We start from the raw sequence: 14,350 nt of genomic DNA on the forward strand, positions 1-14,350 counted from the left end.
CCTGCTCGCGATAGCGATGGTACAGCCCGCAAAGAGGTTGGATGTGCCGGCCTCATCGCGAGCAGGCTCGCTCCCACAGTGGATTTGTGGTGAGCACAGAATCTGCGAACATCCGCGATTGAACCTGTGGGAGCGAGCCTGCTCGCGATGAGGCCGGCACAGTCAGCATTGATGTCGCCTGATACACCGCTATCGCGAGCAAGCCCGCTCCCACAGGGGCGCGCATTCCTGCAGTCAGCCCCCTGTCAACGCCGTGACGACCAGGTTCACATTGCTCTCCAGCTCCGCCACCGGGTCGGCGGCGTCGGTGCTCAGGACCAGTAACTGACTGCCGCCCTCAGTGATGGCCGCTTTCACGGCATCCGCGGGCTGACGATGATGCAGCACCCGCTTCACGTCGTTGTCTTTCAACGTGGCGGTCAATTGCTTGAGGGCTTCGGGTGTCCATTCGGCGTCGGGCCGGGCATCGGTGCTGATCCCGTCCAGATTCAAACCGCTGATCAAGTAGCCGAAATGCTCGCTCAGGCTGACAACGCTCAGGTTGTCGGCACTGGCCAGGCGCTTTTCACTCTCGGCGCTGAGCTTGAGCAGGCGCTGCTTGAGCGCCGCCAGGTTGGCGTCGATCTTCGGTTTGGCCGTCGGTGCCAGGCGCACCAGGTCGGCGGCGATGACATCGGCCATCCGTCCCAGATTATGGCTGGCCATCCACGGTTGGCTCGCCAGGCCATCGGCCGATCCCGATTGCACGGCGATACCGGGCAGGGCGCCGTCCACCGGGCGGGCGGCATCGACTTCGACGATGCGGATGTTGCTGCGGCGGGCCATGGGGTACAGCGGATCATCCGGCCACAACGAACGCAGCCCGATCACCGCGTCGGCATCGCTGGCCAGCTTGCTCAGGGCCGGCGCGCCACGGCCGCTGAAGTAGGCATTCTGGCGCGTCCCGGGCAGATTGGCCGGCGCGGCGCGCTCCAGGCTGACATCGGTGCCCTTGAGCAACGCTTCACCCAAGCCGTAGGTGACCGGCAACGAAGCAAGCAGGCGCACCGGTGTGCCTTCGGCGGCGAAAGAAGGGCTGTTTACCAGACCGCACAAGGCTACGGCCAATGCCAGTTGTCGCAATGAAAAAACCATTTATCCAAGATTCCCTTTGAGGCTGGGGACAACACCCCGGGCAATGGCGGCCAGGGCAAATGCGATGCCGGCCACCAGAATGATCGCGGCACCGGACGGGATCGGCAGGTCGAAGACAATCGGTGCGAGAATCCCGCACAGGGTGCTGATGGTTGCGATCAGCACGGAGCACCAGAAAAAACCTTTCAACGACTGGCTGAGCAGACGCGCCGCTGCTGCCGGAATCACCAGCAAGGCCCCCACCAGAATCGCGCCGATGACCTTTACCGCCGCCACGGTGATCAGCGTCACCAACACCACGAACAGGTAATCCAGCGTCTTGACCGCCACCCCGCGCACCGCCGCCAGTTGGGGGTTGAAACTGGCGAGCATGATGCGGTTGTACAGCGGCAACGCCAAAGCCATCACCAGTGAGCCGACCACCGCCAGCACCAGCAGGTCATTGCCATTGACCGTCAGCACCGAGCCGAACAGCACGTTTTCAAGGATGTGCACGTTGATCTTGCCCGCCAGGATCAGCAGCAGGCTGGCGCCCAGGGCCAGGGACACCGAGAGGAAAACGCCGATCAGCGTGTCCGGTGCCAGGCCGGTGCGGTTGCGCAGGTAATTGAGCAGGATGCCGAACAGCAGGCAATAGCCGAACAGGCTGCCGTAGGGCCCGGTGTAGGGTTCGCCGAGCAGGATGCCGACCGCCACGCCGGTCAGCGCCGCGTGGCCCACGGCTTCAGAGAAAAACGCGAAGCGCTTGACCACCACCAGGGTGCCGAGGCCACCCAGCACCGGGCCGATCAGCAGCCCGGCCAGCAACGCATTGACCACAAACCCGTAAGCCAGCGCTTCGGGCAGATAGCCGGACGACGCCCAACCCTGGACCATCAAACGAAAGGCTTCGTAACTCATCAGGCGGCGCTCCCGTTCGGGCGTGGATGGGTGGAAAACAGCGTCAGCAAGCGCTCCGGCGTCAGGGTCTGACGCGGCGGGCCATCGAACAGCACGCGGCGGTTCAGGCCGGTGACGCGGTCAGCCAGGCGCCCGACGGCTTCCAGGTCATGTTCGATCCACAGCACCGTGATGCCGGCCTGGCGCCAGTCTCGCAGCAGTTGTTCAAACACCTGGATGCCGGCCTCGTCCAGCGCCGACATCGGTTCATCCAGCACCAGCAGTTGCGGCGCAGGAATCAGCCCCTGGGCCAACAACACCCGCTGGCGTTCACCGCCGGACAGCGCGCCCATGCGACGCTTGCGTTTGTCCTGCATGCCGACCCGTTCCAGGGCCTGGCCGATAGCGCCGACGTAATGCTTGCTCAGGCCGAGAAAGGCCGGCCGGCGTTGGCACATCGCTGCCATGAAATCATCCACGGTCATAGGCAGGCCGCGGTCGAATTCCAAGGCTTGGGGCACATAGCCGATGACACCGGGCTCCCCCGGCCATTGCAGGCTCAAGCGTCCCTGGTGGGGCATCTGCCCGAGCAAGGTCTTGATCAGCGAACTCTTGCCTCCGCCGTTCGGACCCACCAGCGCATGAATGCTGCCCGGCTGCACCTGGAAGGCCACGGCGTCGAGAATCGTGGTGCGGCCCAGGTTCAGGCTGACATCGTCGAACTCGATCAAGGGGCCGACGTGTTGCAAGGTGAGCGTTTCCTGGACAGTCATGCGCCGGACTCCTGAATAGCCCGGACCACGGTGTCGAGGTTGCCGGTCATTTCCTTTTCGTACTTCTCGGCGCTGTAGTCGCCGTAGGAAATGTGCGAGAGCGGGTACAGTTTGACCCCCGACTCACGCTGGATGGTGTCGACGTAGGTGGACGGAAAGTCCATCTCCGAGAAGATCACTTTCACGTCCAGTTCGCGCAGTTGGTCGATGGTCTTCTTCAACTGGCTCGGGCTTGGCTCGATGCCATGGGCCGGCTCGACCACGGCGGTGACCTCCAGGCCGAATTCGCGCAGAAGGTAATCGTAGGCGGCGTGGACCGTGGCGACCCGCAACTCGGCATTGGGGGCCTGGGTCAACTTTGCCAGGGCCGCGGCACGCATTTGTCGCAGGCGCTTGCCATAGGCGCGGGCGTTCTGGGTGTATGCCTTGGCGTTGTCCGGATCAAGCTTGCCCAGCTCCCGGGCGATGTTATTGACCTGGGCAATGGAGGCGCTGATGGACAGGAAGGTATGCGGGTTCACGACCTTGCCGGCGCCCCGGGCGGCGATCCCGGTGGCAGCCAGCAGCGGTACGTTTTCATTGGCTTCGATCACGTTCACGTTCGGGGTTTCGCTGGCGGCGATCATCCGGTCGGCGAAATCGTCATGACCCACACCGTTGAGCACGATCACATCGAGCCCACTGATGCGCTTGATGTCCTCGGCACGAGGTTCGTAGGCGTGGGGGTTGAAGCCGGCCGGGATCAGCGGCACCACTTCGGCCTTGTCGCCGACGATGTTGGCCACGTAGCTGTAATAAGGATGCAGGGTGATGCCAATACGCAGGCGCTTGGCCGCTTCGGCGCTGGCCAGTGGTGTGAACAGACAGGCGAGCAGGCCGATCAGCAGGCCCAGCAAAGGGCGGCGTTGAAATGCAATAGACATGGGCAAACGGTCTTCTCTCGAATGAGGACGTGGGGTCAGTGCCGGTGCTGGCGGGTTACGCCGGCGTCGAACTGCGCGACGATCTGCTTCCAGCCGGCGGCGGACAAAGCGGTGTCGTCCAGATCGCTGGAGACGGCGACGCTGTTGCCGCGATTGAGCCAGATGTCCGGAGCGGCGTCGGATGCTTCGCCGATGCGCATCAGAAACGAACCGGCGACGGATGGATTTGCACTGGCGCCGAAGTAGGCCCGGTTCTCCACCTGCCGCCAGACATGTCCGCCTCGGCTGACGGAACTGGCGTCCTGAGCGAACGGGGCAAAGCCCTCTTCGGCCAGGATTTGCGGGGTGGGTAGGGACTGTTGCTCTTCGCGTAGCAGACGGATCTCATCCAGGGTCACCCGCAGGTCGGCATAGATGCCTTGCTCGGCAGCGCTGAGATCGCGGCGGGCGTCAACTTGATGGGCAGGCACCTCGCTGACGTCATGGGTTTCGCCGTGCCAGGCCACCACCGATCCGGCCACCAGAATGATGATCAGGCACAGCAGCAACACATACAGGGTTTCATGGCCGGCGCCGGCGGGACGGATCACTTGGGTGGTGGGATTGCTCATGGGGCCTCGATATCGGCTTGGTCGATTTCCACCACGTGGCCGGGGCCGGCGTCGAAGAGTACGTAGAACTCGGCGTTGGGCTTCTTGAATGTCAGCGTCGAATCGGCGCCGAGCTTGCCCGGCACCAGGATGGTTTCGTCGTAGCCGATCACATCCAGGGTCACGCCGGGCGCGCCACTGCCGTCGGAAAAACCGCCGGTGCACTGGATCTGCTCGGCGTCGATGGCCTTGCATTCACACATCGGGTTATGGGCCAGGGCGTTGCTGCTGGCACCTGCGCAGAACAGCAGCACCAGGCTGTTGAGATAGCCGCGGGCAGTCATGGTTGGGCTCCTTGGGTTTTCAGCCAGGCGATGGTGGCCGGCGAGGCCTGGCTCAGGGGTATGGAAGCCTGGTGCATCGAGCCGTCCCAGCCTTCAAGGGTGATCCACAGTTCGGCGTCGAGCCGGGTCTTTTGCGGCACCGGCAACAAGGCGCCCATGCGATAGGGCGAGCCGAAGAAAATCACCCCGGCGGCCCGCAGGCTGCGAGGTTTGCCGATACGCAGATAAGTAGCCTTGACCTGGCTGATGCAGCTTTGGCACAGCGCGGCGTTGAAGTGCTTCATATGGCCTGCCGGTCCATCGAGACGTGGCGCTTCGTCGCGAAACTCTGCAAGGCGCAGGCTCCAGGGGCCGACCTGGACTTCACCGACCTCCCGCTCACCCAGCCCGGCATCACCGCGGAACAACGCGGCTTCGGAGAAGTACTTGGGCATGAAACCCAGTGGGATCAGCAATAGCAGAACGTTGAGGTGAAAGCGCCATTTTTGCCAGAACACACTTAAACGCGATGGCTGCGCGGTGGTGGACGGGGTCACAGGTTGCCCTCCGGCGATTCACGGTGGATGGACGGCTGCAACAACGGCGCAGTTCGAGCTTGCCGGGAAGGTTTTTGGCTGCGCTTGAAGGCATTCGCGGTAGCCAGGGCGGTGCGTTTGGTCCAGATCAGCAGTCCGCTGAGGACCATCATGCTCATGATCAAACCGAAGAAGAACCAGATGAGCTTGATCCAGAGGCCGCCGAAGTCCCCGGTGTGCAACGGACGCATGGATTCGGTGACGAATTCCAGCGCTGTGCGGTCCGACAGCAGTCGCGAGGCGGCTACCTCACCGTTATAGGGATTGATGGTGGCGGTCTGGAACATCAGCGGATACCAACCACGTCCACCGATTTCCAAGTGGCTGTAAGCGTTGCCGGGCAGGCTGACGAAGCTGGTTTCCAGGCCAGGGATTTGCTGGCGGGCGATTTCAATCGCGCGGTCCAGGTTCAGTTGTGATGGCGCGGTACCGTCGGCTGACAGTGGGACACTTTCACGTGATACCACCGGAATGACCGGTGCGCTGGAAATGGAAATCTGGTTGTCCGACAGCAACGCCTCGATCAGGAACCAGGTGCCGGTAATGGAAATGACCGCGATGAACCAGATCGACCAGATGCCGCTGAGCCTGTGGAAATCGCCCCAGAAAATGCGTGCGCCGTGGCGGATCCGCAGGGTCGGACGGAAAAACCCCTTCCAGAAACGCTTGTAGACCACCAGCCCGGTCACCAGGGATGCCAGCAGCGGCAGGCCGAGGAGTGACACCAGGTACCATCCCCAGCTGTAACCATTGGTGAACGGTACCAGCCACCAGCCATGCAGGGCACGGGTAAAACCTCTGAAATTGAACGTCGGCGCCGAGCCCTGGACGATGCCGCTGTATGGGTTGACGTAGATCTTGTCGGGGCGCCCGTCGGGGTAGGTCACGCCGACCTCCAGGGCAAAATGCGACTCATCCGGGCGTACGATGCTCTGCACCTGGGTTTGCGGCTGGGCTTGCTTGATGGCGGCGACGACCTGGTCGTAGCTGAGCAGCGCTGCGTCGTCCGAGGGTTTGCTGGCGCGCATCTCGGGATTGACCAGCCAGACGATCTCCTGGCTGACCACCGCCAGCGTGCCGGTGACGCAAACGATGAGGACGAAAAACCAGATGGGCAGTGCCAGCCAGCTATGAACCAGAAACCAGAGTTTGGAGCGGGATTTCTTCGACATGGTTTGAACGTCTTGATTCGATGAAAGGCTCGGTATTACGGGCTTCGTAATCCCCTGAACCCTGAAAAGCCGGTCGTGGCTTTTGCCGACGCGACCTGCTGCATCTAATTAAGACGAACGAGCAATGGAAATCCTGAAGCGAAAGATGAAAGAAAATGTTTCGCGTTTGCGAACCGGATGTATTTCCCATCCTGGCTCCAGCAAATCGGCGGGGCGGAAAATGTAAAAAAACTGCGGCAAGGGGATGGGGCCCCTCGCCACAAGAGCAGGTTGGCCGTCAGCCCTGCTGTTGAAACATCTCCCTGGCCCGCTGTTCAATCTGTTCCTGAGTCAGATCCTCCTTGTGCGTAGCCAGAAACCACACATGCCCAAAGGGGTCTTTCAAGGTGCCGCTGCGATCACCATAGAACTGATCCTTGACCTCGGAAATCACCGTGCCACCAGCGGCAATCGCTTGGGCGAATGCTTTGTCCACATCTTCGACATAGAGGTGCAGGCCTACCGGCACCGATTGTTCGGGGTTACGCAACGGCCCTTGATCACAAGGCGTGCCGAGCATGATCGGGCAATCGCCAATCCGCAGCTCGGCATGACCGACGCCCCCGTCCGGCATGTCCAGGCGCATGACCTCGGTGGCATTGAAGGCTTTTTTGTAGAACTCGATGGCTTCAGCGGCTTTTTGAATGCCCAGGTAGGGCGTGATGCTATGGAAACCTTCAGGAATGGCTTTGACACCCATGACGTTTCTCCTTGTTGTTATGGGGAGGCGAAGAGGGCCTCGCCGATTTGCGCCCATCCACTATAGGACAGCGACTTGGGGGCGGCGCATGACCCGACGAACGTTTCACGGCGCGTCCAGCAGATGCGCTCCCGGCCCGCGCTTGCCCAACACATCGCCCTGGTTGCGCAGCGGGCAACCTTCCATCGACAGGCAGCCGCAACCGATGCAGCCGTTGAGGCGATCGCGCAGCGCGATCAAGTGGTTGATGCGCTGATCCAGCTCGCGGCTCCACTGGGCTGAGAGGATCTTCCAGTCGTTCGCCGTTGGGGCGCGGTCGTCGGGCAAGGTTCTCAAGGCGCTGCCGATTTCGGCCAACGGAATGCCAAGGCCTTGGGCGACCTTGATCAGCGCCACACGTCGCAACACTTCCCGTGGATAGCGGCGTTGGTTGCCCTGGTTACGATTACTTTTGATCAGCCCCTTGGATTCATAGAAGTGCAGGGCGGTGACGGCCACGCCACTGCGGGCGGCCACTTGGCCGACGGTGAGTTCCTTGTGGACGTTTATCTGTGTCATCGCCTGCATTCTCTGCTTGACCTTGAGTTAACTAGAGGTTTTACCCTGCACGCCATCGGACCGCAAGATCCGCCCTACGTACAGCGAGGACCTTTCATGCAATCACCAAGGAACAATCAGAGTTTTACCCAGTTGATGGAGTTCGACATCGAACCTCAATGGCAACAGGCGCTGGTGACGGCCCTTTCAGAGCAGACCGAGCGGCTGGCCCGGGGGCATGCAGGATTTCTGAGTGCCAGTATCCAGGTCAGCGAGGACGGACGACGGGTTCTCAACTATTTGCATTGGCAAAACCGCGAGGCGGGCGAAGCGGCGTTTCAGAGTTTCGAGCGTGGTGAGCAGGATTTCTGGCGGCTGATCCAGGCCCATAGGGCCAAGGCCGTGACATTCGGCTCGTTCCAGGTGTTGCGCAACATCGAACGCAGTGCCGACAACGCGCTGCATTGCCAGTTGGTCGGTTAAGCGTAGCGGACGATCCGAGCCAGCAATACCCACTATCAAAAGGGTTGATTTCTGCCGCGCAGAGGCGGCGGGTAGCCTTTGTTCATCGCCCCACTTCAGAACATTGGATACTTGCCATGAATCGGACTTTTGCTGTTTTGCTGCTGTTAACGGCCACTGTGTTGAGCGGCTGCGCCTCTTCGTCGCCGGAGTTGCGCCCCTACACCGCCGAAGAAACCCGTGAACTGGCCCTTGAGGCCTTGAATCGTCGTGGCCTGTCGTTTGAGGAATATCACGCGAAAAAAGCCGAGTTGCTCGGTCCTTCGCAGAAAAACGTGGGATTCGACGACCAGGGGCAAATGAGCGCCGAGCGAGCCATGAAGCGGTCTGGGCGGCCGAGCTGAGGACTGTACTGCTCGAAGTTTTGCCTAACTGTCCATGGGTTTGGCTCAGGACGTGGGGTAGGGTCATGACTTGACTGACCGTCCCATTGGATATGCCTGCCATGACCCTTTCGCTTGACCTGTTGCTGGGCTTCGCCCTGTTTGCCCTGGTGACCTCGATCACCCCCGGTCCCAACAACACCATGTTGCTGGCCTCGGGCGTCAATTTCGGTTTCAACCGCACGATTCCTCACATGCTTGGCATCACCTGCGGCTTCTTTTCCCTGGTGCTGGCGGTGGGGCTTGGCCTGGGCGCGGTGTTCCAGACCTACCCTCTGCTCTACACCGTACTGCGCTACGTGGGTGCGACCTACCTGTTGTACCTGGCGTGGAAAATCGCCCACTCCGGACCGGTCTCTGAAAACCGGCCAGGGGACAGCACGCCCATCAGCTATTGGGGCGCGGCGGCGTTTCAGTGGGTCAATCCCAAGGCCTGGATCATGGCCATCGGCGCCATCAGCACCTACACGCCGCTTCAGGGTTATTTCTTCAATGTGGTGGTTATCGCCGCGGTGTTTGCCCTGATCAACCTGCCGAGCGTAAGCCTGTGGGTGGTGTGCGGCAGTCTGTTACGCAATCTTTTGCGTGATCGTCGCTGGCTGCGCCTGTTCAACTGGGGGATGGCGCTGTTGTTGGTCGCCTCGTTGTATCCGTTGCTGCTCGAAAGCATCGGCTAAGGGCTGAGCTTGAGGCGGATGCCTGTTAAGCTCGCTGATCAGTCGCTGTGGTTGATATCCAGAGCCCTTGGTGCAAGCGAACAACACTATTTTACGAGCAGGAGAAACGATGAGTACCGAGCCTTTGACCCATGGACTGGTTCCCCAGCGCCTGGCCCGAATCCGCCAATTGATGAATCGCGAAGGCATTCACGCATTGCTGGTGCCATCGGCCGACCCGCATCTGTCGGAATACCTGCCGGGCTATTGGCAAGGACGGCAATGGCTGTCGGGGTTTCATGGCTCGGTTGGGACTCTGATCGTCACGGCGGACTTCGCGGGCGTCTGGGCGGACAGCCGTTATTGGGAGCAGGCCACCAAGGAGCTTGAAGGCAGCGGTATTGAACTGGTCAAGCTCATTCCCGGTCAGGCTGGCCCGCTGGATTGGCTGGCCGAACAGACGCCTGAAGGCGCAGCGGTGGCGGTTGATGGCGCGGTCATGGCTGTGGCCTCGGCCCGGACCCTGAGCGACAAGCTTGAGGCACGCGGGGCGCGGTGGCGCACCGACATGGATCTGCTCAAGGAGGCCTGGAGCGACCGCCCAAGCCTGCCGAGCCAACCGGTTTATGCCCATCTGCCGCCGCAGGCGACCGTCAGCCGGGTCGAGAAACTCGCCAAGCTGCGGGAAACCCTCAAGGAGCGCGGTGCCCAGTGGCATTTCATCGCCACGCTGGATGACATCGCCTGGCTGTTCAACTTGCGCGGTGCGGATGTGTCGTTCAACCCGGTATTCGTTTCCTTTGCCTTGATCAGCCAGCAACAGGCAACGTTGTTCGTGGCCCTGGATAAGGTCGATGCGTCGCTGCGTGCCGTTCTTGAACAGGACGGCGTGACCCTGCGTGATTACAGCGAAGCGGCGGCCGCATTGCGGGAAGTGCCCAGTGGCGCGAGCCTGCAGATCGATCCGGCGCGGGTCACGGTCGGTTTGCTGGATAATCTGGACAGTGGCGTGAAGCTGGTCGAGGGACTCAACCCTACGACGCTGGCCAAGTCTCGCAAAAGCCTGGCCGACGCCGAGCACATTCGTCGGGCCATGGAGCAGGACGGTGCGGCGCTTTGCGAGTTCTTTGCCTGGCTGGAAAGCGCCTGGGGTCGCGAGCGCATTACCGAACTGACCATCGATGAGCACCTGACCGCCGCCCGTACACGCCGGCCGGAATTTGTCTCACTGAGCTTCAATACCATTGCCGCGTTCAACGCCAACGGCGCGATGCCCCATTACCACGCCACGGAGCAAGCCCACGCGGTCATCGAGGGCGATGGCTTGCTGCTGATCGATTCTGGCGGCCAATACCTGGGTGGTACCACCGATATCACCCGTATGGTGCCAGTCGGAACGCCTACCGTGGAGCAGAAGCGGGATTGCACTCGCGTGCTCAAGGGTGTGATTGCCTTGTCTCGCGCCAAATTTCCACGGGGCATTCTGTCGCCCTTGCTGGACGCCATCGCTCGCGCGCCGATCTGGGCCGAGCAGGTGGACTACGGTCATGGCACTGGCCACGGCGTCGGTTACTTTCTCAACGTTCATGAAGGCCCGCAGGTGATTGCCTATCAGGCCGCCGCCGCGCCGCAAACAGCGATGCAGGCGGGCATGATCACCTCTATCGAACCGGGCACTTATCGTCCGGGCCGTTGGGGGGTACGCATCGAGAACCTGGTGTTGAATCGCGAGGCGGGGAGCAGCGAGTTCGGCGACTTCCTCGAGTTCGAAACCCTGACCCTGTGCCCGATCGACACGCGTTGCCTGGAGCCGTCCTTGCTGACCCAGGACGAAAAAGACTGGTTCAACGCCTACCACGCCGAGGTTCAGCGTCGATTGAGCCCGTTGCTGGAAGGCGACGCGCTGCAATGGCTGAACACGCGGACGCAGGCGATCTGATGTAAGGCATCAGCCCAGGGCTTCACGGACGAAGTCCAGCCGATCCTGGCCGAAGAACAGCTCGTCGCCGACGAACATGCTCGGGGCGCCGAACACGCCCCGTTTAATCGCTTCTTCAGTGGTGATCTTGAGTGCTTCCTTGACCTGCTCGTTGCTCGTCAAGGCCAGCACATGATCGGGATCAAAATGGCCTTGGTTCAAAACCTCGGCGACTGTTGCCGGGTCGTTGAGGTTGCGGCCGTCCACCCACAGGGCGCGAAACAGGCAATCGATGAAGGCTTCGAATCGTTCGGGATGATGCAGTTGCATGCCGGTCACGGCGCGCATCAGTAACAGCGTATTGATCGGGAAGTGCGGATTGAGCTTGAAGTCAACGCCGTAGCGGTTGGCGAAGCGATGCAAATCCTTGAATAGATAAGGCCCCTTGGCCGGCACGGTAACCGGTGACGCATTGCCGGTCGCCTTGAAGACGCCGCCAAGCAGCATCGGACGGTAGATCAACTGACTGTTGGTTTGCGCGCACAGGGTCGGTAGTTGGGTATAGGCCAGGTAGGTGGTCGGGCTGCCGAGGTCGAAGAAAAACTCCACGGATTTGCTCATGGTATCTGCGCTCTTGTTATTGTGAGGGGGGCGGTTTACCAGCGTTCGCTCCAGGGCCGCAGGTCCAGCTCGAAGGTCCAGGCGTCGCGGGGTTGGGCGTGCAGATACCAATAGTTGTCGGCGATGTGTTCGGGATTGAGAATGCCGTCCGCATCCTTGGTTGCATATTTTTCCGGAAAGTTATCGCGGATGAAGTCGGTGTCGATGGCGCCGTCCACCACCACATGGGCCACATGAATATTCATCGGCCCCAGTTCACGGGCCATGCTTTGGGCCAATGCGCGGATGCCATGTTTGGCCCCAGCGAAGGCGGCGAACCCTGAAGCCCCGCGCAATCCCGCCGTGGCCCCGGTAAACAGAATCGTCCCGCGCTGGCGCGAGGCCATGCGTTTGGCCACTTCCCGAGCATTGAGGAAACCGGAAAAACAGGCCATCTCCCAAATCTTGAAATATTTGCGCGCGGTCTCTTCAAGGATGCTGCAGGGCACGTTGGCGCCGATGTTGAATACAAAGGCTTCAATCGGACCGATCTGGCTTTCGATTTGCTCGATCAGCGCGACCACCTCGTCTTCCTTGCGCGCGTCACAGGCAAAACCATGCGCATCACCGCCCTGAGCCCGAATTGAATCGACCAATGGCGCGAGTTTGTCAGCGCTGCGGCGGGTAACACAGGCCACGAAACCTTCCTGCGCAAAACGTTTGGCTATTGCGCCTCCGGTGGCATCGCCTGCGCCAACAACCAGTACGACCTTCTTGTTATTCATGATTAGCCTCATTGGTAAACGATCGTTAGCTAAACGGACGTTATGCTAAGATCCGGCAAGCGTCAAGGTGGGCAATCAGAGGCCAGATATATGCGTTATTCAGCCAATCACAAATTGGAGACCCGAGAGAAACTGCTCGCCAGCAGTGCCATGTCCGCCAAGAAATCGGGGTTTTCCACTGTCGGTGTCGATGGCCTGATGAAGGCGATCGGCTTGAGCGGCGGGGCGTTCTACAGTCACTTCTCATCCAAGGATGAGCTTTTCAAGGCGATCGTCGAGCGAGAGTTGGCGCAAAGCCTGGAGCGCTTGAGCGGTGAGAAGGTTCTGGACTCACAAAAACTGGAGCGATGTCTCAAGCAGTACCTGAGCATGAGCCACGTCGAACAGCCGGAGGCGGGGTGTGCGCTGCCGGTGCTGGGCGCTGAGATCGCGCGGTCCGATGTGCAGGTGAGGGAGGCGGCGCAAACATGGATCTGTCGTTTGCATGAAAGCTGGGCGCGGATATTGGGAAGCGAAAGCCTGTCTTGGGCCATTCTGTCGCAATGCGTGGGCGCGTTGGTTGTCGCCCGCATGCTGGCCACGCCAGAGATCCAGCGTGAGGTCCTCAAGTCCAGTCATGATGAGATCAGTCGTCGAATAGCCCAGCAGCGGCCCGACTGACCCGCTGCCTATTTACAGATGACGATCATGCTGCGACTGGTATAGCCGGCGGGGTTGAGTCCGAAAGGATAATCCCCCGGCTCCTCGACAGCGTCGCCCGACTTTGCGATCACCCTGTAACCTTTGGGGGCGCATGAATTGGCGGCGCTGGCGGCGCATTGTTCCCAGGACGAGGACAAGCCGGAGCAGTTGATGTGCAAACCCTTTTTACCGCGTTTGACTTCAGTCTTTGTTGTCGCTGCGCAGCCCGCAATTGCAAGCACAACGATCAATATCAAAATTCGTTTCATTCCCGTCCTTATCACCGCCGCGGATCTTATGTCTGCTTGCGATTGTGTTCGCTTTTGCTTTAAGCGTTCGTGACGTCCTGTATGAAAATTCCATGTCTGACATTAGGTTACGGGCTAAACATGGCCTAAATGTGCGGTAAATACCAGAGCTTCGTTAAATCCTGCCTCAATCAACCGCGATGGCGGGCTTCGCGGCGCTACCCATCGTCAGCGTTGCGCCGACTGACGCCAGGATAATGCAGCCAATGGCGGCCCATTGAGCCAGGGATAAGTACTCCTGAAGAAACACCAGTCCTGAGAGCGCACCGAAGGCAGGTTCTATGCTCATGAGTGTGCCGAAAGTACGGGCTGGCATCCGTGTGAGGGAGATCATCTCCAGCGTGTAGGGCAGGGCAGTGGACAGAATGGCGACGCCAATGGCGATCGGAATCAGGCTCGGCGTCAGTAATGCGGCCCCTGCGTGGACGATGCCGATAGGCGCGACGAAGAGGGCCGCGATCATTACCCCCAGTGCGGCGGTTTGCACGCCGTTGTCCGCGCCGGCCTTCTGGCCAAACAGGATGTACAGTGCCCAGCAGAATCCCGCCCCCAGGGCATAACCGGCACCGACCAGGTCGATACCGCTGCTGGTGACTCCGGTGGGTATCAATAGAAGCAGGCCGGTGATCGCCAGGGCAATCCAGAGAAAATCGATGGCTCGCCGCGAAGCGTAAATGGCAACCGCCAGAGGGCCGGTAAATTCCAGTGCCACGGCAATTCCCAGCGGAACCGTTTGCAGCGACATATAGAAAAGAAAGTTCATGCCGCCCAACGCCATCCCGTAGACGATCACGGTGCGCAGGGATTGAGCTGAGAGCTTGGCGCGCCATG

19 protein-coding genes (1 of these 19 cut by a window edge) are annotated in these 14,350 nt (G+C 60.7%); 5 read left to right on the forward strand and 14 right to left on the reverse strand.

Going from position 1 to position 14,350, the window contains the following annotated elements; genetic code table 11:
- Window positions 1–234: 234 nt before the first annotated feature.
- The 10 genes from HQ912_RS09700 to soxR form a co-directional block, all read right to left on the reverse strand.
- Window positions 235–1,134, reverse strand: a complete 900-nt coding sequence (locus HQ912_RS09700) for a metal ABC transporter solute-binding protein, Zn/Mn family (RefSeq protein ID WP_173406719.1) — start codon at window positions 1,132–1,134, stop codon at window positions 235–237.
- Window positions 1,135–2,034, reverse strand: a complete 900-nt coding sequence (locus HQ912_RS09705; RefSeq protein ID WP_139049502.1) for a metal ABC transporter permease — start codon at window positions 2,032–2,034, stop codon at window positions 1,135–1,137.
- The gene (locus HQ912_RS09710) at window positions 2,034–2,786 is read right to left on the reverse strand and encodes a metal ABC transporter ATP-binding protein (RefSeq protein WP_107322051.1); all 753 of its coding nucleotides are present in this window, start codon (window positions 2,784–2,786) and stop codon (window positions 2,034–2,036) included. Before HQ912_RS09710 ends, HQ912_RS09705 begins: the two co-directional genes overlap by 1 nt.
- Window positions 2,783–3,709 carry a metal ABC transporter substrate-binding protein gene (locus tag HQ912_RS09715; protein WP_047228285.1) on the reverse strand — a complete coding sequence of 309 codons (927 nt, stop codon included), beginning with the start codon at window positions 3,707–3,709 and terminating at the stop codon, window positions 2,783–2,785. Before HQ912_RS09715 ends, HQ912_RS09710 begins: the two co-directional genes overlap by 4 nt.
- Window positions 3,710–3,744: 35 nt before the next feature.
- A complete protein-coding gene (locus tag HQ912_RS09720; protein ID WP_173406720.1) occupies window positions 3,745–4,320 on the reverse strand; it encodes a DUF6162 family protein in 576 nt (191 codons plus the stop codon).
- Entirely contained in the window at window positions 4,317–4,643 is a 327-nt protein-coding gene (locus HQ912_RS09725) for a hypothetical protein (RefSeq protein WP_173406721.1), read from the reverse strand. The genes HQ912_RS09720 and HQ912_RS09725 overlap by 4 nt, the downstream gene beginning before the upstream one ends.
- Window positions 4,640–5,179 (reverse strand): hypothetical protein, encoded by a 540-nt coding sequence (locus HQ912_RS09730; protein ID WP_047228288.1) that lies wholly within the window; start codon window positions 5,177–5,179, stop codon window positions 4,640–4,642. Before HQ912_RS09730 ends, HQ912_RS09725 begins: the two co-directional genes overlap by 4 nt.
- Window positions 5,176–6,390: a PepSY-associated TM helix domain-containing protein gene (locus HQ912_RS09735; RefSeq protein ID WP_047228289.1), complete on the reverse strand. Its 1,215-nt coding sequence runs from the start codon at window positions 6,388–6,390 to the stop codon at window positions 5,176–5,178. Before HQ912_RS09735 ends, HQ912_RS09730 begins: the two co-directional genes overlap by 4 nt.
- 277 nt (window positions 6,391–6,667) lie before the next feature.
- The gene (locus HQ912_RS09740) at window positions 6,668–7,129 is read right to left on the reverse strand and encodes a VOC family protein (RefSeq protein WP_047228290.1); all 462 of its coding nucleotides are present in this window, start codon (window positions 7,127–7,129) and stop codon (window positions 6,668–6,670) included.
- A gap of 105 nt (window positions 7,130–7,234) precedes the next feature.
- On the reverse strand, window positions 7,235–7,687 hold the full coding sequence (gene soxR / locus HQ912_RS09745) for a redox-sensitive transcriptional activator SoxR (RefSeq protein ID WP_173406722.1): 453 nt from the start codon (window positions 7,685–7,687) through the stop codon (window positions 7,235–7,237).
- A 96-nt stretch (window positions 7,688–7,783) separates the two neighbouring features.
- Here soxR and HQ912_RS09750 point away from each other — a divergent pair, with 96 nt between their 5' ends.
- From HQ912_RS09750 to HQ912_RS09765, 4 genes are all read left to right on the forward strand, one after another.
- Entirely contained in the window at window positions 7,784–8,149 is a 366-nt protein-coding gene (locus tag HQ912_RS09750) for an antibiotic biosynthesis monooxygenase (protein ID WP_047228291.1), read from the forward strand.
- 116 nt (window positions 8,150–8,265) lie between these two features.
- Window positions 8,266–8,532, forward strand: coding sequence for a hypothetical protein (locus tag HQ912_RS09755; protein WP_047228292.1), 267 nt, complete (start codon window positions 8,266–8,268; stop codon window positions 8,530–8,532).
- A 101-nt stretch (window positions 8,533–8,633) separates the two neighbouring features.
- Window positions 8,634–9,248, forward strand: coding sequence for a LysE family translocator (locus tag HQ912_RS09760; protein ID WP_047228293.1), 615 nt, complete (start codon window positions 8,634–8,636; stop codon window positions 9,246–9,248).
- Window positions 9,249–9,357: 109 nt separating this feature from the next.
- Window positions 9,358–11,166 carry an aminopeptidase P family protein gene (locus HQ912_RS09765; RefSeq protein WP_173406723.1) on the forward strand — a complete coding sequence of 603 codons (1,809 nt, stop codon included), beginning with the start codon at window positions 9,358–9,360 and terminating at the stop codon, window positions 11,164–11,166.
- 9 nt (window positions 11,167–11,175) lie between these two features.
- On the opposite strand, the gene HQ912_RS09770 is transcribed toward HQ912_RS09765, so the two are convergent.
- Window positions 11,176–11,766, reverse strand: a complete 591-nt coding sequence (locus tag HQ912_RS09770; protein WP_173406724.1) for a 2-hydroxychromene-2-carboxylate isomerase — start codon at window positions 11,764–11,766, stop codon at window positions 11,176–11,178.
- A 35-nt stretch (window positions 11,767–11,801) separates the two neighbouring features.
- Window positions 11,802–12,530, reverse strand: a complete 729-nt coding sequence (locus tag HQ912_RS09775; protein ID WP_047228296.1) for an SDR family oxidoreductase — start codon at window positions 12,528–12,530, stop codon at window positions 11,802–11,804.
- 90 nt (window positions 12,531–12,620) lie between these two features.
- On the opposite strand from HQ912_RS09775, the gene HQ912_RS09780 reads away from it, so the two are divergent.
- The gene (locus tag HQ912_RS09780; RefSeq protein ID WP_047228297.1) at window positions 12,621–13,190 is read left to right on the forward strand and encodes a TetR/AcrR family transcriptional regulator; all 570 of its coding nucleotides are present in this window, start codon (window positions 12,621–12,623) and stop codon (window positions 13,188–13,190) included.
- An 8-nt stretch (window positions 13,191–13,198) separates the two neighbouring features.
- Here HQ912_RS09780 and HQ912_RS09785 read toward each other — a convergent pair whose 3' ends face one another.
- Both HQ912_RS09785 and rhtA read right to left on the reverse strand, forming a co-directional pair.
- Complete coding sequence (locus HQ912_RS09785) at window positions 13,199–13,480, reverse strand: hypothetical protein (RefSeq protein WP_047228298.1); 282 nt, start codon at window positions 13,478–13,480, stop codon at window positions 13,199–13,201.
- A 166-nt stretch (window positions 13,481–13,646) separates the two neighbouring features.
- A protein-coding gene (gene rhtA, locus HQ912_RS09790; protein WP_047228299.1) for a threonine/homoserine exporter RhtA crosses the window boundary here: on the reverse strand, window positions 13,647–14,350 show its 3' portion. The gene runs 184 nt beyond the window's last position; the window shows 704 of its 888 coding nt (coding positions 185–888); its start codon lies beyond the right edge, outside the window — the gene reads right to left on this strand; it ends in the stop codon at window positions 13,647–13,649.

It is taken from the genome of Pseudomonas sp. MPDS (assembly GCF_013283895.1).
GTDB classification, from domain to species: domain Bacteria; phylum Pseudomonadota; class Gammaproteobacteria; order Pseudomonadales; family Pseudomonadaceae; genus Aquipseudomonas; species Aquipseudomonas rhizophila.